We start from the raw sequence: 19,694 nt of genomic DNA, 5'->3' as shown, positions 1-19,694 counted from the left end.
TTTAAAAAACAACCTAACCAATAAAGTACCATAAAAGATTACGGTACACTTATTACCGTTTATGCCACAGAGTCTGCAGCTATATAATTTTTAAAATTATTGACTTTAATCTGTGCCTTTAGGTCATGCATCAAATTATAAAGTCCAAAGAATGTTCTGTTTATATACAAGAAGTGCTTACTTCCTCTATTACCATTCATTTTACGTATTTCTGTATCCTTGCTATATTTCTCACTTAGCACTGCTATTTGATCAAAAAATTCACTGTTTCTAAAGTCGAATTCCTCTTGCTGCATAGGTTGCGTAAACAAACTTAACATCTCATGAAAAAGTGCCGAAAAGAAAGTTACCGTCTCTGCATCATCGTCCTCTCTAAGTATTTCAAGTTGATAAAGCTTTTGCTCAAATATCTCAGGATTGTTAATGTTTGCAGGTTCAGCTAGTTCAAAATATGGCACATAAAAATCTTCAGGTACATGTTTTATGCATCCAAAGTCTATTGCAATAAGGTTATGATCCTTATCTACCATAAAATTACCAGGGTGAGGATCTGCATGTATGCGTTTGAGCACGTGCATTTGATACATATAAAAATCCCATAAAGCCTGTCCTAACTTATTTGCAGCTTCTTGATTTGTGTTATGTGCTACAAACTCGCTTAGATGCTCGCCGTCCATCCAGTCCATTGTAAGAATGCGTTCACTAGAGAGATCCTCATAATAAGCAGGAAATGTAAGATTAGGTATTGCTGCACAGTCTTTTGTCATTGCAATACTTTGTGCAAGCTCAAGATTATAATCTGTTTCCTCAAGAAGCTTATCTTCTATTTCTTTAAAGAATTTTTCTTTTCCTTCGCCTTGAAGATTAAACATCTTTTTGGCAATAGGCTTTACTAATGCAAGATCACTACTGATACTGTCTGCGACTCCTGGATATTGGATTTTCACAGCAAGTTTTTTCCCATTTAATGTCGCTTGATGAACCTGGCCTATACTAGCCGCATTCACACTTTGAGCCGCAAACGTATCAAATAGATCTTCTGGGTATTTACCTAAATACTTTTTAAATGTCTTACGCACTAAGGGTGCAGAAAGTGGGGGAACTGAAAATTGTGATAGGGAAAATTTTTCTACATATGCCTTAGGCATAATATTTTTTTCCATACTGAGCATCTGTGCTACTTTAAGTGCACTTCCTTTCAAGCTTTTTAAGCCATCATAAATATCCTCAGCATTGTCTTCATTGAGTTGATCCTTTGTTAATGAAGGATTAACCACTTTTTTACCATAGTATTTGGCATAATTTGCTCCTACCTTTACACCAGTTGTAACAAGCCTAGAGGCTCGCTGCAGCTTATTAGTAGGTATGTGGTCTATAGTTTTCATATATAAGGTCCCGTGAGGGATGTGTGTTTGTGTTTATTACTTGAAAATAAAATCTTTAAGATTTTGATCCAAAATTTTCTTTGAAAAGAAATTTTCCAAAATCGATAATACTTTCTAGTGGTGTAGTTTCAAAAATGTCAAATATTGCATTTACAGATTTTTCAATAGCAACATCTGTTTTTTCAAATCCTGGAGAGTTATCACTAATCCAATACTTCAATAAGAATAAGAATTGTACCCACGCACCTTCACTAAATAAACGAACAGGGTTTTTAGTTATCTTATAATTCTTTTCGTCATTTCCAGCTTCAATAAGATTAGATGCATAAGAAGTTAGATGACCTCTCAACTCCTTGAGTTGGCTCATATTTTTGAGCATATTTTTATGCTTGTCTAATGCGTAAAGAACGTAGCTTCTATTTGCGGTAAGCAATTCAAACATCGTAAAGAAGTAAGAAAGCATTTTCTCTTTGTTAGGATAAGTTTCATAATCACTATCCATATTTAAGACAGCTAAGGTATTTGTATGAAATGCATTCCAAATGCCCGCTTTTAAGTTATCAAAAGATCCAAAGAATTGATAAAATTCGGATTCATCTATCTTTAGGTCTTTGCAAAATTTATATATAGTTTTTGGCTCCTCTCCGTGTTCTAACACATAATCCATATATGCAGAGATAATCGTAGAAGAAGTTACTGCTTTCTTTTTGGCAGTTGTTTTTTTAGTCGGTGTCTTTGTAGTTGCCATAATACTTGTTGTTTGCTGTAAAGATACATTATGTTTATCGTTATGTCGATTTGATTAAACAAAAGTTAAGTTAAAATTATTTCAAATTATATGAAACGTAGTTGCTTCTCGTAGAAGATTGCTCTTATGTAGAGGGATTTTTTTGTTTTACTATACGCTTTCGCGAAAGCGTACTTTTTCTAGTAGATAAGGAAGTGAATGACTGGTGCAAATAAAAAGGCTTGTGACACCTTGTCATACTTTGTCTAGTGGCATACTCCTTGTCTATTTGTGTTTGTTGAAAATTAATAACACTTAAATACATATATAATGAGTAAAATAATAGGAATTGACTTGGGTACTACCAACTCGTGCGTTGCTGTAATGGAAGGTAACGAGCCAACGGTAATCCCTAATGCAGAAGGTAAGAGAACTACACCATCTGTAATCGCTTTTGTAGAAGGCGGTGAGATTAAGGTAGGAGACCCTGCAAAAAGACAAGCAGTTACAAACCCAACTAAGACGGTTGCTTCTATCAAACGTTTCATGGGTAACAAATTTAGCGGTAGCGCTAAAGAAGCAGAACGTAGCGCTTACAATGTAGTAAAAGGTGATAATGACACGCCACGTGTAGATATTGATGGACGTTTATACACGCCACAAGAGCTTAGTGCAATGGTTCTTCAAAAAATGAAGAAAACTGCCGAAGATTACTTAGGACAAGACGTAACTCGCGCAGTAATTACAGTACCAGCATATTTTAATGATAGCCAGCGTCAAGCTACTAAAGAGGCAGGAGAAATTGCAGGTCTTAAAGTAGAGCGTATCATTAACGAGCCTACTGCAGCAGCACTTGCATATGGACTTGATAAGAAAGATACAGATCAAAAAATCGTTGTATTTGACTTTGGAGGAGGAACGCATGATGTTTCTATCCTTGAGTTAGGTGACGGAGTATTTGAAGTATTATCTACCGATGGTGATACTCACCTAGGAGGAGATGACGTAGATCAAAAGATAATCAACTGGCTTGCAGAAGAGTTTAAGACAGAGGAAGATATGGATCTTCGTAAAGATCCTATGGCACTCCAGAGACTTAAAGAAGCAGCAGAGAAAGCAAAAATCGAGCTTTCATCATCTACATCTACTGAGATAAACTTACCGTATGTAACAGCAACGGCTTCTGGGCCAAAGCACTTAGTACGTACATTAAGCCGTGCAAAGTTTGAGGCACTTATAGATGACCTAGTAAAAAGAACAATTGAGCCATGTCAAACAGCACTTAAATCTGCTGGATTAAGCACTGGTGATATAGATGAGATTATATTAGTAGGAGGATCTACTCGTATTCCTGCAGTACAGGCAGCGGTAGAAAAATTCTTTGGTAAAGCACCATCAAAAGGAGTAAATCCTGATGAGGTTGTGGCTGTAGGAGCTGCTATCCAAGGAGGTGTACTTACAGGAGATGTAAAAGATGTTTTACTTCTTGATGTAACTCCACTTTCATTAGGTATTGAGACAATGGGTAATGTATTTACTAAGCTTATCGAAGCAAATACAACAATCCCTACTAAGAAGTCACAAGTATTCTCTACTGCGGCAGATAATCAGCCAAGTGTTGATATCCACGTATTACAAGGAGAGCGACCAATGGCCGCAGATAACAATACCATAGGACGTTTCCAACTAACAGATATTCCACCTGCACAACGTGGAGTACCTCAAATTGAAGTTGTTTTTGATATTGATGCAAACGGAATCATCAAAGTTTCTGCAATAGATAAGGCTACTGGAAAATCTCAAGATATTCGTATCGAGGCATCTTCTGGACTATCTGAAGAAGAAATTGCAAAGATGAAAGCAGAAGCAGAAGCAAATGCAGAGTCTGATGCAAAAGCAAAAGAAACTGCAGACAAGATCAATGAAGCAGATGGAATGATTTTCCAAACGGAAAAGCAACTAACTGAATTTGGTGATAAATTATCTGATGATAAGAAAAAGCCAATTGAAGATGCACTTGCAGAGCTTAAAGCAGCTTACGAAACTAAGTCTGTAGATGCTATTACTCCAGCACTTGATAAAATCAATGAAGCATGGAAAGTAGCCTCTGAAGAAATGTACAAAGCACAAGCCGAAGGAGCTGGACAACCAGGACCTGATGCACAAGCTGGAGGAGATGCAGGCGCAGATACCGCTAGCGATGTAGAAGACGTAGACTTCGAAGAAGTTAAGTAGTCTGTGCTGAGCGAAGTCGAAGTATAGACTTCGAAGAAGCCAAGTAATCATTTCGCGAAAGCGAAGTTATTTGAGATGTATAAGGTAATATCTCATATAGTCTTCAATTTATAATTAAGAGAAGCCTCACGACGTATGTTGTGAGGCTTTTTTTATGGATAAATTTACGGTTGAGTAATAACCGTTTAGGATGCTTTGATCAAATATGAGTTTTGTTTTGTATGATTTTCTGTCATAAAGCTCATATTTTCAGCGCATTAATGTCAGTTTATTCTATATTTATAAAGTATAACAAAGATTTTTTGCTTTTGTAATCGATTGATAATCAGGTGTGACAAGGTATTATAACGAGAGGTATGTGTATTTCGTCGATATTAATTAACATAATATTAGGTTTGTATAATCGGTCTGATTTATCTTCGTTGCACCTTAATTCAACTTAACTATGGGGAAATTATACCTTTTTCTTACTTTATTGTTATGCTCTACGGTCACGGCATTTAGTCAGTGTGCCGAGGTAGAGACTTTTACTGTGTGCGACATGACCGTTGTAGATGGTAATGGTGATTCCATTCCAGATGGAATCATAAATCTTTATGAAGAGTTTTCTGCAATTTCTGGTACAACAATCACTCCTGCAGATGGTATGTGGTTTGACCCTAATTTTAACTTTGCACTTGATGTTGTAACAGGAGATCTATTTTTATGGGATCTTGATAGCTCATCTGAAAATATCGCAGACTACCAGTTTGAGTTCCTTAATGGAGCAACAAATTGTCCAGATGATGTGCAGTTTTTATTGAATGTGGTGTTAGGACCTTACTCAGGAACTGCAGCAAGTACTACTGCCGGAGGAGTGAATCTTCAGGTGTGTCAAGGTGCACCACCGTTTGAATGTGATAGCACCACAAATATTGATTTATTTCAAACCATGTTATCTAATCCAAGTCCGCATGGTAATGGTGAGTGGTTCTACGTAGGTTCAAGTCCTAATTACGTTGGGATTTCAGGAAATAGGTTTCTTAATGTTAATATACCATATCAAGCAGGGCCTCCACTAGTTGACGAAGAGACCTTTGAGCTAGAATATCGAGTGCCTGGAATTACTCCTTGCTCAACAGAAGAAATTACGTCTGTCTTAGTATCAGTGACCAAAGAGCCATTTGCTGGATTTGCAAATTCTTTTGCGATTTGTGAGACAGAGTTATTAGCGGGTAATTTTGATATGGATATCAATTTACGTGACGATGGATATTTGGTCAATGAAAATATTGAAGGTATTTGGTTAACGGATCCTACAGGGCAAATATCTGGACCTGGTGATTCTATAATCAATCTTAGAGAAATTTATGACGACCTTGTAGCTACTACTCCAGAATTTGGATGTATGACATATGACTTCACCTATTTTGTAGAAAGTAGATCATCCATTTGTTCTGATCAACAAAGTACAATCAGATTTACATTCTATGAGTATATACGAGCTTTTGAACAAAATGACGTTCCAGAATTATGTGTAGGAGATGAAACTCTAACTACCTTGAATTTATATGACTATATTGATTTTGCACAAGAAGGTACTACATTATTTGATTACCCAAATAATAGTTGTACAAACTGGAGATTGGTCTCTGGTCCTTCAAATCTAGGGCTTGTCTCTAACTTAGATGAAATATGTTCACTTGTAGGAGATGTCGACTATACCAGTGCTGGTACAATTGATGTATCTACATTGACCGACAATACCTCTGCAGGAACTTATGTTTTTGAATTCATTGTAAATGCAAGTTATCATTGTGGTCCAGGTATCACGCAAACATATATAGGTCCAGATGGCTGCGAAGTAGTCGTGTCTGGAGACCAACCATGTGAATCTCAATCTACACTAGTTACTTTAATAGTTAACCCAATTAACTATGCAGGAGAAGATACTGCAGATCTAGAGATTTGTGAAATAGAGAGTCCATTAGTACTTACAGACTTATTAGAGGTAAATGATACTGAAGCTCCTATTTATGTAGGTGAAGACGGAGTATGGACTAATACAGCAAATGGAGACGTAGTTGATAATAACTTTGAAATACCAACTATTACAGACTCTCAATTATTCAACTTTGAATATACTACGATAACCGAAAATGGATGTGAAGACAGTGCTACCTTAAGCTTTACTGTATACCAGCAGTACGATCCAGGAGAAAGTGGACCACTTGCAGTTTGTAGTGATGCAGCTGAGGTTGATCTCTTTACTCTTTTAGGCGGAACTCCAGACACAAACGGTACTTGGTCTGGCCCTGATGGTTTTACAACAACAGATAATGTTGCCCTATTTACACCAGGAGCAAGTGTGGAGGGTGAATATATTTATACTGTGGCAGTAAATGGAACTTGTGCAGAGTCTTCTGCAACGGTAGATGTAACTTTAGGAGATGCACTTTATGCCGGCGAAGATACTACAGGCGTTGAGTTATGTAATACAACGCTCACTGTAGATTTAATTACTCTGCTAGAAGATAACGGTACAGATACTATTGATACTAGTGGTGAGTGGACTGATGGCTCTGGAGCAGTTGTAGTAAATCCATTTACAATACCGACAATTACAAATTCTCAAACTTTTGAATTTATCTACACTACAGGGGGTGGTGGTTGTGAAGATACAGCGACATTATCTCTTACGGTTTTTGAACAAGGTGATGCAGGACTAGATGCAGCTTATGAAACTTGTCAAGATGGAACCACTATAAATCTCTTTACATTATTAGGAGGGACACCAGATACTAATGGTACTTGGTCTGGTCCTAGCGGATTTACAACTACAGATAATGAAGCAAACTTTGACCCATCTGTAAATGCAGCTGGAGCTTATGTTTATACTTTGGCCGCAAACGGAGCATGTGAAGCGGTTACAACAACAGTGACGGTTTCATTTTTTGCTACTAATTATGCTGGAGAAGATACTACAGGAGTAGAGCTTTGTGACGAGAGTTTTACAAATCCTATTGATCTCATCACATTATTAGATACTAACGGGACAGATACAATATATGAAGGAGCTCAGGGTGTATGGACAGACACTGCCACTGGCGATGTAGTTACTAATCCATTTACAGTTCCTGCGATAGATGAGCAGCAAGTATTTAGTTTTACCTACACAACAACTACAGATGATGGTTGTGGAGATGCAGCAACATTGTCGTTTACTGTTTTCGAGAGTAGTGATGCTGGAACTGGAGCTACTTTTCAGGTTTGTGAGGATGGAGCTGCTGTAGATTTATTTACAATTTTAGGAGGAAGTCCTGATAGTAACGGTACTTGGTCAGGTCCAGAAGGATATACTACCACAAGTAATGATGGCTCTATTAATCCTACAACTGCAGTGAGCGGTGACTACGTGTATAGCATTGCAGCAAACGGTGCGTGTGATGCGGTGAGTGCAACCATATCAGTAACTATCGTGCCGGTTTCTAATGCAGGAAACGATATAGATACTTTTGTATGTGCTGGAGATTACACCACTTCTTTATTTGGATTATTATCTGATGATGCCCAGCTTACTGGAGAATTTATAAATATTGACACATCAGAAACTATAGTAGATGGATTAATAGATGTAGAAGCCTTAGGTGAAGGTACTTTCTCATATCTGTATATAGTTTTTACAGACGCTTGTGGTCAAGATGATGTAACTGTCACTTTTACCATTACACCTGTCATGGCACCAACAGTGGTATTAAATGAGCAGTTTATCTGTATTAATGATGGGGTTACTCTAGGGAATCTAGAGGTAAGTGTAGATGATTTTGTTTGGTACGCTTCCGCGGAAGGTGGAGATCCATTACCATTATCTACATTACTAGTAGATGATACTACGTATTATGTAAGTGCGATAAATGAAAATGGATGTGAATCTCCGCGAGTACCATATCTAGCAGACGTTTTACCACTAAGCGACGGAAGATGTCAGATTGAAATCTCTGATGGAGTATCAGATAATGATGATGGTCAGAATGACTTTTTAGAATTAGGTACTTTACCAGATATCTTTCCAAATTTTGATATTCAAATTTTTAATAGATACGGAACTATTGTTTACAGAGGTAATAGAAATACGCCACTCTTTGATGGAAGTTCTAATACTGGATCTGGATTAGGTGATCAATTACCTACTGGAGTATATTTCTATATCTTCTATCCTAATGATTCAAACTCAGCACCAATAGACGGATCTTTTTACTTAAGTAGATAAAAAAACAACCTCAAGATGAAATTTAAAATATTCATACTAGCGGCATTTTGTAGTTTATCTACGTTTGCTCAACAAGAACCACAGTACACTCAGTACATGTACAACCAAGGTGTGGTAAATCCAGCCTATATGATTAATGAACCAGGACTTATAAGAGTAGGTAGTTTGTACCGCTCTCAATGGGTAGGTCTGGATGGTGCTCCGAAAACTGCAAATGTATTTGCAAATATTCCTCTTAACGAGCGAGTGGAAATCGGTGTAAACTATGTAAATGATCAAATAGGAGATGTACTTACTACAAATAATTTTAATGTAAATTTTGCTTACAGAATTAATGTAGCAGAAACTACAAACTTATCTTTTGGATTAAAGTTAGGGGTAGATAATCAGAGTCTCGATTTCACAGGTCAAAACGTAGGAGGAGATTTGGCTTTTCAAAATGGACAAACTACCTCACTTGATGTTGGAGTTGGTGCTTTCTTATTTAAAGATAATTACTACGTTGGGTTGAGTTCGCCAAGTGTTATACCGTATAAAATTGAGAATAATTTAGGCAATGGAGATTCCTCTATTCTATATAAGAAAGATCCTACTGCTTATTTAATGGCAGGTTATGTTTATGATGTTAGTGACGTACTTAAAATTAAGCCTTCGGCAGTTGCAAAATGGATAAGTGGTGCACCATTAACTTATGATCTCTCTCTAAACGCCTTATATGATGAAAAATTTGAACTAGGAGTGTCATATAGACATCAAGATGCTATCGCAGCATTAGCAGGATTTAATATTACAAATGATTTAAAAATAGGATACAGTTATGACTTCAATGTGAGCGATCTTAATCGTTTTAACAATGGAAGTCACGAGGTAGTTCTATTATATACATTTGATTTGCTAGGCTTACAAAAACGTTACATCTCACCAAGATTTTACTAAGATGAAAAATATATACACATTACTTATTATACTTTGTGTAAGTGCGAGTGCATTTGGGCAAGTACAAAAGGGAGATCGTTTTTTTAATAAAGGAGACTACGCGGGTGCTGCAAAGTATTATGAAGTAGCTTTAAGAAAAAATAACTCTAAAGAAATATTAGGAAAGCTTATTGACGCTTATTATTTAGATCAAGATTATAGAAACGCATCTATATATCTTAATCAGCTAGTTGGACAGCGATTTAATGATGCAGATAGAACGTATGATAATGAGTTCAATTTTAAAATGTACCATGTTCTTAATGCTACCGTAAGTTCAGATAAGGTGGTAGATTACCTTGATCTTTATTATAAAAATAGAGGTGAAGACTTTGATAAAGTAGTGGCTCTTGATCTTATCAAAGAGTTGAGAAAAAGGAATCCAAAATTTGACGCAACTAAGAGTAATATAAGCTCAGAAGCAGATGATTTTGGACCTGTAAGAGTAGGGGATAGTGTTTTCTTTACGTCAGATAGATTAAATGACGACGTGCTTAGAACCTTATTTGCAAAGCGTTTTAAAACAACACAAAGACCATTTTTAGATATTTATGGCGTAAGAGTAAATGATAAGAACGAACTCGCTGGTCAAGCAGTTAGGCTTGAACAAGGAGTAAACTCCCCATTGCATGATGGTAACTTGTGTTTTAACACTGCAGGAGATGAGATGTACTTGTCTCGTAGTGCATATGAAAATGGTGATAGTGGGAAGATTTTTGATGAGGAAGGAACTAATAGAGTGCATCTTTACAAAAGTGTTCGCATAGATGGCATATGGAGAGAGGCTGAGCGCCTATCATTTGTAAATGAGAACTACTCTTATATGCATCCTACACTTACCAGAGATGGAAAACGCTTGTACTTTGCCTCAGATATGGAAGGAGGCCTTGGAGGGTTTGATATCTACTATGTAACTGTACGACTAGATGGTACTTATAGTACTCCCGTAAATTTGGGACCTACAATTAATACTATTCATAGGGAGCAGTTTCCGTTTGTTTCAAACACAGGAGATTTATATTTTGCTACAGATGGACGTTTAGGTTTAGGTCTGCTTGATATTTTTGTAGCACCACTTACAGTAAAAGGATTTACTGAGCCTATTAATCTAGGAGCACCTATTAATTCTAAATATGATGATTTTAGTTTAAGCTACTATTCTGATAATAATGGGTTGTATGCCACTAATCGTAATGGAACAGATGATGATATCTATAGTTTTGTACAAACTGGAGAAATCATAACTCGTGAGTTTCAAACTCAGTTTGAGGTGCGTGACGCAGATACAGATGAACTTATCTCAGATGCAGCAATACAAATCTTAGGATATCAAGGCAAGGAAGTTTATGCAAACCGTAAAAGTGATGCTACACCTTTCCAGGTACCACTTACTGTAGATGATTATACTTTTATAGCTTCTGGAGATAATCATGAAGAAGGACGCATGGATATTCAAATAAGAGGAGTACAGACAACACCTTATGTAATCAAAGTAAAGAGAATATTTACAGATACTGAGCTCGCTCTTATGAAGGAAAAGAATCTTTCTAAGGACCTTAAAGAGAAAGATCCAAGTCGTTTTGAATTACTTACAGATGTAAATGCACCACAAGTAGTTGAGAAAGAGGGTAAGCTGTACATGGATGTAGCTCCTATTTATTTTGATTTTGATCTTTATGAAGTACGAGAAGATTCAAGAATTGTACTTGATAGACTAGCAGCTAAGCTTGTTAAATACAAACGTATCAAAATAAAAATAAGCTCACACACAGATAGTCGTGGTCCAGCAGCATATAATATGCCGCTATCAGGAAAAAGAGCAAAAAGCACCTATGATTATCTAGTTAGTAAAGGAGTTGATGCCTCAAGAATACAATACCAAGGATATGGCGATACACAGCCAGTGATTAATTGTCCTATAGGTAAATGTACAGAAGATGATCATCAGCTTAACAGGCGTAGTGAATTTGAAATCACTGGCTATTAATAAGCATTTCGTTAAATAATAAAATCGGCAATTCAATGAGTTGCCGATTTTTTTTTGTTTTACGCTTTCGCGAAAGCGTTATCTACACCATTGATTTACTCTTTTAGAGCAGTTAATATTTTTGGAAAGAATGATTTGTGAACCTCATGAATACCAGAAAATACTACTACGTCAAGACGATTGCCAAAAAGAGCAGACCCTTTAAGCTGTTGTTCTGTGACACGAGCTTCTGTAACATACTCATCCTTGTCTCCATAGAGATAAGTGACAGGGGTAGCAGTGGAAAGGTGCTCAAAATCTGGTGGATTTAACTCGGCTGGTATTGCGCCAGAATGTAGTAAAAGATAAGTGCAGTCTATTTTTCTAGAAGCAATCCATCTTGTAACGATAGATACACCTTGAGAATACCCCATCATAATCACGTTTACGGCACTTTTATCTATAGGCGCTAGTTCCGTAGCCCATAACTCATCAAGATAGTTAAAAACATTGTGCTTTTCTGTTTCTGTGTTTTCTTTAGTGAGCCAGCTAGCGCCTACATACTTAAAACGTTTGTCTTGGTAATACTTACTAGGTGCTTGAGGAGCTATAATGTAATTTTCTTCTGGGGGTAGTTCTTTAAAGTAATTTATAAAATATCTTGACAGGTAACCCATGCCGTGTACAACAAACCAAATATTCTTAGTTTTTTCTGATAGATCATTAAGAGTGGAGAATGTATTTATATGCGTGTAGGAGATTTGTTTTTCTGTCATAACTAGTTTTAAATGTTGTGAGCTTTATCTTTAGGGTAGTTTAATTTCACAATAATGCATAAAAAAAACCACTCAATGAGTGGTTTTTTATAGAATACGATTACCTATATGTTAATACCTACAGGTAATAATCTTTTGTATTTACGTCTGTTAGAACGCATGAATTTTGCAATTTCAGGACTCGTTGGTACGAGGTTTATTTCTCTCTCTGCAACTTCATTAAATACTGCTATAATAAATTCATTCATGTGGTCTTCTGTGCCTTCTGGCATGAAAATTTTAGTCAGGAAGATTTTACGCTCTTGTAATGAGTATTCAATTTTTGCCATTTTGCCTGCAAATGTTGCTTCAAACTGTCTTTGGAACTCATTATCTGTCAATTCAACTGCTGTCGTCGCTTCCATAAATTTTGAAAAATATTTAAAGTATTTGTAAAATTATTAACGGGGTTATTAGAAATCTCTCCTTAATTTTGAACCCCTGAGAGGTAGAAATTAAAAGATAATCAAATCTTAATAATTTCTTTTTGAGAAAGTCTTGCAAATGTATAAAAAATTCCCGAAATAGAGCGCTTCGCTTATGTTAAACCCTTACTTATAAGTTACATGACGCATGTGTATTTAATGCCGGGTATGGCGGCCAATCCTTCTATTTTTGAGAATTTAAGTTTGCCTAATGATTCTTATCAAATACATTTACTAGAATGGTTTTTGCCAGTGCCGGATGAGTCACTACAAGATTATGCTTTGAGAATGACCACTCACATCGCACATGATAATATTGTTTTATTAGGCGTAAGCTTTGGTGGAGTCCTGGTGCAGGAAATGGCTAAGCACATCAAGGTGGCAAAACTTATCATTGTAAGTAGTGTTAAGACTAAGTATGAATTGCCACGCAGAATGAAGCTTTCGCGAAAGCTAAAGTTATACAAGCTACTGCCTATGCGATTGGTAGAAGATATAGATACACTCGCAAAATATGCTTTTGGTGAGACCATAAAAAACAGAGTAGCCCTTTATAAAAAGTATTTATCTATGAATGACAGAAAATACTTGAGTTGGGCAGTGAAAGAAATGGTCTGTTGGGACCAAGAAACTGCGCCGCAAGGAATAATTCACATACATGGAAGCGCAGATAAAGTGTTTCCGTTAAAGTACATTGATACCTGTATAAATATTGAAGGAGGAACTCACATTATGGTGATAACTCGAGCAAAATGGTTTAATAAAAACTTAATCGAACTGATTGAAAATGATTACATTGATTTAAAATAGAAAAGATGATGATAATGATAAAGAAAGTAGTTGCAGGTATAGCGGTAGTAGCTATCGCAGGCCTGGTTATAAACTCTGCACAAGCACCGCAGGAGGAAGAAATACTGCAAGACGAAGTAGAAGTGCAGATTGAAAAAATGACGTCAAATAGATTACTTAATGACTATAATGTCTATGCTATACCTATGCCAGATGGGTTAAACTTTGCTGGCGAAGCGGTTCCTGTAGAAAATCCAGACATTAAAGAGCGTATGGACCGCGAGCTTCTTGTGAATACTTACTGGCAGTCTAATGCGCTGCTTATTTTTAAAAGAGCAAATAAATACTTTCCAACCATAGAAAAAATACTAGCAGAAGAGGGTGTACCAGATGATCTGAAATACCTGGCAGTAATAGAAAGCGGACTTACACAAGCAGTTTCTCCTGCTAGAGCAACGGGTTTCTGGCAAATTTTAAAAGAAACTGGTAGAGAATATGGTCTAGAAGTAAATGATAACGTAGATGAAAGATATCATGTAGAAAAGTCTACACGCGCTGCTTGTAAATATTTAAGACAGTCTAAAGAGAAATTTGGGAGCTGGACAGCTGCAGCAGCAGCTTATAACGCTGGTAATTATGGAGTTTCTCGCCGATTTAAAGAGCAGAATGTGCAAGACTATTATGATTTGCTTTTGGGAGAGGAAACCGGTCGTTATGTATTTAGAATTATTGCTCTTAAAGAGATTTTAAGTAATCCAAAGAAGTATGGTTTCAACTTTAGAGCAGAAGACTTGTATGCAGAAGTACCTACATACAAGGTAGAAGTAGATACGGCAGTGACAGACTTTGTAAAATTTGCAGAACGCTTTGGTATCAATTACAAGCTTCTCAAGCTCCACAACCCTTGGTTGCGTGAGACTAAACTCAATAATAGTTCAAGAAAAAAATATTACATAGAAATACCAGAAAAGGGAGTTTACAATCTTGGTAGATAATAACGACAGAATAAATTAAAATAGGCATCTCATTTACTAAAATGAGATGCCTATTTTTATTTATAAGAGTGTGTAATATGGTATTTTTAATAAATCAAAATTTGTTACAATGAATGCATCAGTTATTATAGCGCTCATAGCCATTGGTCTTATCGCTGGAGTGCTGAGTGGGATTATGGGAGTAGGTGGAGGCGTAATTATGATTCCGCTTATGATTATGTTACTACATTTTAATCAGCATCAAGCTCAGGGTACTAGCCTTGCAGTACTTGCTGTACCTGTAACATTTCTTGCAGCTTACAACTACTATAATGAGGGGTATGTAAACTGGAAATATGCAGCGGTTATCGCTGTCTTTTTTGTGGTAGGAGGCTTTCTAGGATCAAAACTAGCCGTTAACCTTGATCAAAAAACGCTCAAAAGAATTTTTGGAGCCATACTCCTTATTCTTTCTATCAAAATGCTGTGGGGTAAGTAACTATTTGTTAATTACTATTGGTTCATCACTCAATCGCTGCTGGTTATACAATAACTCTGTAAGCATACCTTTGTATAATTCAAAATTATTGGCAGTAGATATTGCTTCATCTTGAGACAGCTTGTTAGGTAGACGTCTCTTAATATCAATAATTTCCTTTTCTGAAGTAATGGTATAAGCAAGTGGTAGCCCTAATGAATGCTTAAGATTCTTGATGATTAAAGAATAATTATTTTCTGAGTCATCAACGTAGAGTATATCAATATTACGATCATATCCTTTGCTTAGTTTTTTTACTTGCTTTACATCTCCCCAAAACAAGAGAACTACTGCTACGTCATCACTATATTGATTAGCGAGTTCATTTAGTGCGGCTTTTTCTCCTTTACTGCTTATTCTCCAGCTAGAGTATGTGAGAAGCATTACAGGCTTTTCATAGTCTTCAAGAGCTTTATTTTTTTTTGAAGTGTTTTTAACCTTAAAGTTATTCATTAAAGATCCTACAAGTTTATCTTCTACAAGGTTGTCAAAAAGGACTTTGACTTTGTCTTGTTCAAGATTTCTAATCGCTTCTTCGGCTTGTAATAAATAAGAAGGAAGGTGAGCGTCTAGCGCTTCAGAAAAAAACATCTGAGAGTTTTGTGCTGTAAGGCTAGAAGCTGTTGTAAATACGAGTAAAAGTAAAAATTTTCTCATAGTCTGATGATTTGGGACTATAAAGATAGGAGGGAGGGAAGGTCTTGAAAAATATTTTCGCCAACTGACTTATAAATTGGGTTAAAAAGCAATATTTTGCGATTTTTCACCTTTTTTTGTTGCGTAAAAATCTGGTATTTAGTCTATTTAGTGAGAATATCATATCCTTAAGAGTATTTTACTTTACATATTAGCTATTAATTTCCATCCTTTTTAGTGGGCTTCAATAGTCTTCGTTGTTTTTTGAGCGGTAAATTTTGTAGGCGTTGTGTGGAGGTATTCTGGTTGCGCTCTAACAACGCTTCTTTTTCAAGTTTACCTTTTGTATCGAGATTTTCTTGACCATATTTTGGCTTGTTTTCTTCTCTGTTTTCTAGTGTTCCTTCTTTTATATCTGAACTTTCAGATAATGGTTTGACTGTAGGATCATCATTAGGTGAAAAGAAACCCTCATCTATTTCGGGAAGAGGAATACCTTGAATCTTAGTAAGCACAAATGGTGCTTCGCCTTTAAATATATCCTCCTTGCTCAACAACTCCTCATCACCTCTCCAGTTAAAACCTTCAAAGGTTTGTGGTTCATTTTTAAATTGTGATTCGGGGAAAATGGTTCCTCCCGGACTTTTGAGTTTATTAATCTCGTCTATCGTATTTTCAAAAAAAGTAATTTCTATACGAGCAGAGGTGCCTCTGTCTATGCCTGTAAGGTCACCATTTTCTTCACGCATATACATTATTGTCTCTGCGTTGTTTATAATGTCTACTTGTTTAAGCTGATTTTCATCATCAAAAAAGCCATATAGTTTCTGTCCTTTGACTTGATTAAATCCAGAAATCGTGTCTTTCTGAGCGATAAAAGCATTATCAAAGACCTTAAGCGAGTCAATTTTCTCTGTTTCTAGATTATTGAGAAGGTGAATGCTATCTCCAGTAATTTGACTTTTCTCACTCCATAATATAGGTTTTCCTATCATTTGCGTTAGTCCTGTGCGCTGGTTACTGTGTAGGGAGTCACTTTTACCGCTCATATTACTCTTGTAGAGTTTTACGTTTTTAAACGCTCTAATAATCCGATTCTCTGGCTTCCCGGTAAGTAAGAGCCTATCGCCATGTACATAAACAGAATCATTGTCTTCTACAGTAATAGCAACAGCTCGTTGTGTGATTAAAACAGAATCTTTTGCTCTATAAACTTCAGCATAATGTCCCTTTACAAGGCTTCTATTTAAGGTGTCAAGAACTTTAATATTGTTAGTAGCACTCGCAAAGTTTCTATTTCTGTCAAAATAGAGACTATCTCCATACACTTGCCTATTGTCGTAATCTATTCTCGAGTTTTTTACAAAATAACCGTAGTCATTTGCTGTGTCATAAAACCCGCGCTCGCAATAAACCTTAGATGATGGGCTTGTTATTGTGGTAGGGCCATATAAATAAGCATGTTCTGGGATACTGTAAAAATCTAGTTGCTCACTATTAATTACGTACTCAGTATTTGTAACCACAACATCATTAATAAAAGAGATTTTATCCTGCTCTATATAGTAGCGACCTACGCGGCTAGTTATTTTGCTATTAGGTGATGTTACAACTCCTCCTGTACGATAATACGCTTGCTGGCTTATACGATTAAAGTACATGGTGTCTGTAGTCACCGTAGTGGTGTCCTTCTTTAAGAAGACATCTCCTGCTGCATAAGCAAACTTTGTATCACCATTATATTCTATATATCTCCCACGCATAGAGATTGAGTCGCCCTGTTTTAAGCGTACATTTCTATATGCTTTTACGAAGTTCTCGTCTTTATAATAAAAAGCAAGATCGCACCACATTTCGGCGCCTTCGTGTTGTATATACACTTGCTTATTTGATTTCTGAAAAATAATTGCGCCAGGAAATTCTTCTTCATTGATGCGTTCAATGTCAGATTCTATGAGGATTTCTTTAGGTTGGTTTTGTTGCGCTTTCGCGAAAGCAGAACATAAAAACATCCCAGTAAGTAAAATGTAAAAGTAATTTTTCATCAGTGTCAAAAATAATCAAATTGCCTGCCGAAATCGATAACACTTTATCAAAAAGGAGGTGATACCGCTTTGTATCTACATTAGGGTATTCTTTTAACGTATTTTATTTGAGATAAGTGTATATAAAAAGCCTCCAGATATGAATCTGAAGGCTTTTTTATAATTTGAATTTTTGTAAGCTTATCTAAGTATCGTTTGAGTACGATCTGGTCCTACAGATACAATCTTAATAGGAGTCTCAAGTTCTTTCTCAAGATAATCTATATATTCATTAAGTGCCTGCGGAAGCTGGTCTGCAGTAGTCATGCCTGTAAGATCTTCAGACCATCCAGCCATTTCTTTATAAACTACTTCAACGTTTTCTGGTTCAATATTATAAGGAAGGTGCTCGATAGTCTCTCCTTTATATTTGTAAGCAGTGCAAACTTTTAGTGTTTTAAAACCAGAAAGTACATCGCCTTTCATCATCATAAGTTGTGTAACTCCGTTTACACGCACAGCATATTTAAGAGCAACAAGGTCTAACCATCCACAACGACGTGCACGGCCAGTAGTAGCGCCAAATTCATTACCTACGCGTCCCATAGTCTCACCATCTTCGTCAAAAAGTTCTGTAGGGAAAGGTCCAGAACCTACACGAGTTGTGTAAGCCTTAAAGATTCCAAATACTTCACCTATTTGATTAGGAGCAACACCAAGACCTGTACAAGCTCCTGCTGCTGTTGTGTTTGATGATGTTACGTAAGGATAAGTACCAAAATCAATATCTAGTAGTGATCCTTGAGCTCCTTCTGCAAGTATAGATTTACCAGATTTTTGTGCTTGGTATAAATACTCTTCTGAGTCTATAAATTGTAATGTTTTAAGTGTCTTTATAGCAGCAAAGAATTCTGTTTCTAGTTCGTCTAGATCGTAATCAATCTTTGCATCATAAAAGTCAATCATTGAGATATGCTTGTCTCTTAAAGTAGCATAACGCTCTTTCCAGTCTGCAAGTTCTAGATCTCCTACGCGTATACCATTACGACCAGTCTTATCCATGTAAGTAGGACCTATTCCCTTAAGAGTAGAACCTATTTTTGCCTTTCCTTTTGAAGCTTCAGAAGCTGCATCTAGTAAGCGGTGTGTAGGAAGTATAAGGTGTGCTTTACGAGAGATCACCATTTTTGCTTTATAATCTAGTCCTTCAAACTTATCAAGATTTTGAAGTTCTTTCTTAAAAATTACAGGGTCAATTACAACGCCATTACCTATGACGTTCATTGCGTTGTCATGAAAAATTCCAGAAGGAATCGTATGTAATACGTGCTTTATACCGTCAAATTCAAGAGTATGACCTGCATTAGGTCCTCCTTGAAAACGTGCAATAATATCGTAGTCCTTCGTGAGAACGTCTACAATTTTTCCTTTTCCTTCGTCGCCCCATTGGAGGCCCAGTAGTAAATCTACAGCCATTGTTATGTTAATTAGTCGTGTTTTTCTTTCCGTAAAAATAGAGTGAATGCTTGTCTATGGTAATATCAAAAACCTCTTCTATGGTTTTTTTAATAGACTGTATACGAGGATCGCAAAATTCTATTACTTCTCCTGTATCTGTAAGTATAACGTGATCGTGTTGCTTATCAAAGTATGACTTCTCATACTGCGCTTGATTATTACCAAACTGGTGTTTACGTACCAGCCCACATTCTAGTAAAAGTTCTATGGTATTATATAATGTAGCACGGCTCACCCTGTAGTTCTTGTTTTTCATACTAATGTAGAGCGTCTCGATATCAAAGTGCTCTTCATTGCTGTATATCTCTTGCAAGATTGCAAAACGTTCAGGTGTTTTGCGGTGACCTTTTTCTTCTAGATAGGCTGTAAAAACGCCTTTTACAACGTCTTGATCCTTATTAATAGTAGCTTTTAGTGGCATCGTTTTTAGTAAAGGAC

The 19,694-nt window shown here is 36.4% G+C and carries 15 protein-coding genes; 7 read left to right on the top strand and 8 right to left on the bottom strand.

Features of this window, described 5'->3' with window-relative positions:
• Positions 1–59 precede the first annotated feature (59 nt).
• Positions 60–1,385 (bottom strand): AarF/ABC1/UbiB kinase family protein, encoded by a 1,326-nt coding sequence (locus tag D017_RS00260; RefSeq protein WP_035334014.1) that lies wholly within the window; start codon positions 1,383–1,385, stop codon positions 60–62.
• A 55-nt stretch (positions 1,386–1,440) separates the two neighbouring features.
• Positions 1,441–2,133, bottom strand: a complete 693-nt coding sequence (locus D017_RS00255) for a TetR family transcriptional regulator C-terminal domain-containing protein (RefSeq protein ID WP_035334013.1) — start codon at positions 2,131–2,133, stop codon at positions 1,441–1,443.
• A gap of 309 nt (positions 2,134–2,442) precedes the next feature.
• On the opposite strand from D017_RS00255, the gene dnaK reads away from it, so the two are divergent.
• The 4 genes from dnaK to D017_RS00235 all read left to right on the top strand — a co-directional run bounded on the left by dnaK (position 2,443) and on the right by D017_RS00235 (position 11,558).
• A complete protein-coding gene (gene dnaK, locus D017_RS00250) occupies positions 2,443–4,347 on the top strand; it encodes a molecular chaperone DnaK (RefSeq protein ID WP_035334012.1) in 1,905 nt (634 codons plus the stop codon).
• Between the two features lie 445 nt (positions 4,348–4,792).
• Complete coding sequence (locus tag D017_RS00245) at positions 4,793–8,596, top strand: gliding motility-associated C-terminal domain-containing protein (RefSeq protein ID WP_081804608.1); 3,804 nt, start codon at positions 4,793–4,795, stop codon at positions 8,594–8,596.
• A gap of 15 nt (positions 8,597–8,611) precedes the next feature.
• Positions 8,612–9,532, top strand: coding sequence for a type IX secretion system membrane protein PorP/SprF (locus tag D017_RS00240; RefSeq protein ID WP_035334003.1), 921 nt, complete (start codon positions 8,612–8,614; stop codon positions 9,530–9,532).
• A gap of 1 nt (position 9,533) precedes the next feature.
• A complete protein-coding gene (locus D017_RS00235; RefSeq protein WP_035334002.1) occupies positions 9,534–11,558 on the top strand; it encodes an OmpA family protein in 2,025 nt (674 codons plus the stop codon).
• Between the two features lie 95 nt (positions 11,559–11,653).
• Here the strand turns inward: D017_RS00235 and D017_RS00230 are convergent, their stop codons facing one another.
• On the bottom strand, positions 11,654–12,313 hold the full coding sequence (locus D017_RS00230; protein ID WP_035334000.1) for an esterase: 660 nt from the start codon (positions 12,311–12,313) through the stop codon (positions 11,654–11,656).
• A gap of 104 nt (positions 12,314–12,417) precedes the next feature.
• Positions 12,418–12,717 carry a hypothetical protein gene (locus D017_RS00225; RefSeq protein WP_035333998.1) on the bottom strand — a complete coding sequence of 100 codons (300 nt, stop codon included), beginning with the start codon at positions 12,715–12,717 and terminating at the stop codon, positions 12,418–12,420.
• A 201-nt stretch (positions 12,718–12,918) separates the two neighbouring features.
• Here D017_RS00225 and D017_RS00220 point away from each other — a divergent pair, with 201 nt between their 5' ends.
• From D017_RS00220 to D017_RS00210, 3 genes are all read left to right on the top strand, one after another.
• Positions 12,919–13,587, top strand: a complete 669-nt coding sequence (locus tag D017_RS00220) for an alpha/beta hydrolase (RefSeq protein ID WP_035333996.1) — start codon at positions 12,919–12,921, stop codon at positions 13,585–13,587.
• Between the two features lie 8 nt (positions 13,588–13,595).
• On the top strand, positions 13,596–14,561 hold the full coding sequence (locus D017_RS00215) for a lytic transglycosylase domain-containing protein (protein ID WP_035337729.1): 966 nt from the start codon (positions 13,596–13,598) through the stop codon (positions 14,559–14,561).
• 109 nt (positions 14,562–14,670) lie between these two features.
• A complete protein-coding gene (locus D017_RS00210; protein WP_035333995.1) occupies positions 14,671–15,039 on the top strand; it encodes a sulfite exporter TauE/SafE family protein in 369 nt (122 codons plus the stop codon).
• Here D017_RS00210 and D017_RS00205 read toward each other — a convergent pair whose 3' ends face one another.
• The 4 genes from D017_RS00205 to D017_RS00190 form a co-directional block, all read right to left on the bottom strand.
• Positions 15,040–15,735 carry a redoxin domain-containing protein gene (locus D017_RS00205; RefSeq protein WP_051583748.1) on the bottom strand — a complete coding sequence of 232 codons (696 nt, stop codon included), beginning with the start codon at positions 15,733–15,735 and terminating at the stop codon, positions 15,040–15,042.
• Between the two features lie 197 nt (positions 15,736–15,932).
• Positions 15,933–17,759, bottom strand: coding sequence for an OstA-like protein (locus D017_RS00200; RefSeq protein WP_035333994.1), 1,827 nt, complete (start codon positions 17,757–17,759; stop codon positions 15,933–15,935).
• A gap of 180 nt (positions 17,760–17,939) precedes the next feature.
• Positions 17,940–19,214, bottom strand: a complete 1,275-nt coding sequence (locus D017_RS00195; protein WP_035333993.1) for an adenylosuccinate synthase — start codon at positions 19,212–19,214, stop codon at positions 17,940–17,942.
• Between the two features lie 7 nt (positions 19,215–19,221).
• Positions 19,222–19,677, bottom strand: a complete 456-nt coding sequence (locus D017_RS00190) for a transcriptional repressor (protein WP_035333992.1) — start codon at positions 19,675–19,677, stop codon at positions 19,222–19,224.
• Between the last annotated feature and the right edge of the window lie 17 nt (positions 19,678–19,694).

The sequence above is a fragment of the Dokdonia sp. PRO95 genome (assembly GCF_000355805.1).
Lineage (GTDB): Bacteria > Bacteroidota > Bacteroidia > Flavobacteriales > Flavobacteriaceae > Dokdonia.
The sequence above is the reverse complement of the archived record's forward strand: the minus strand, read 5'-3'. Positions and strand labels throughout refer to the sequence as shown.

Coding starts and splice junctions, on each gene's coding strand:
- D017_RS00260 (WP_035334014.1), bottom strand. CDS start 1,385: ATGAAAACTATAGACCACATACCTACTAATAAGCTGCAGCGAGCCTCT.
- D017_RS00255 (WP_035334013.1), bottom strand. CDS start 2,133: ATGGCAACTACAAAGACACCGACTAAAAAAACAACTGCCAAAAAGAAA.
- dnaK (WP_035334012.1), top strand. CDS start 2,443: ATGAGTAAAATAATAGGAATTGACTTGGGTACTACCAACTCGTGCGTT.
- D017_RS00245 (WP_081804608.1), top strand. CDS start 4,793: ATGGGGAAATTATACCTTTTTCTTACTTTATTGTTATGCTCTACGGTC.
- D017_RS00240 (WP_035334003.1), top strand. CDS start 8,612: ATGAAATTTAAAATATTCATACTAGCGGCATTTTGTAGTTTATCTACG.
- D017_RS00235 (WP_035334002.1), top strand. CDS start 9,534: ATGAAAAATATATACACATTACTTATTATACTTTGTGTAAGTGCGAGT.
- D017_RS00230 (WP_035334000.1), bottom strand. CDS start 12,313: ATGACAGAAAAACAAATCTCCTACACGCATATAAATACATTCTCCACT.
- D017_RS00225 (WP_035333998.1), bottom strand. CDS start 12,717: ATGGAAGCGACGACAGCAGTTGAATTGACAGATAATGAGTTCCAAAGA.
- D017_RS00220 (WP_035333996.1), top strand. CDS start 12,919: ATGACGCATGTGTATTTAATGCCGGGTATGGCGGCCAATCCTTCTATT.
- D017_RS00215 (WP_035337729.1), top strand. CDS start 13,596: ATGATAATGATAAAGAAAGTAGTTGCAGGTATAGCGGTAGTAGCTATC.
- D017_RS00210 (WP_035333995.1), top strand. CDS start 14,671: ATGAATGCATCAGTTATTATAGCGCTCATAGCCATTGGTCTTATCGCT.
- D017_RS00205 (WP_051583748.1), bottom strand. CDS start 15,735: ATGAGAAAATTTTTACTTTTACTCGTATTTACAACAGCTTCTAGCCTT.
- D017_RS00200 (WP_035333994.1), bottom strand. CDS start 17,759: ATGAAAAATTACTTTTACATTTTACTTACTGGGATGTTTTTATGTTCT.
- D017_RS00195 (WP_035333993.1), bottom strand. CDS start 19,214: ATGGCTGTAGATTTACTACTGGGCCTCCAATGGGGCGACGAAGGAAAA.
- D017_RS00190 (WP_035333992.1), bottom strand. CDS start 19,677: ATGCCACTAAAAGCTACTATTAATAAGGATCAAGACGTTGTAAAAGGC.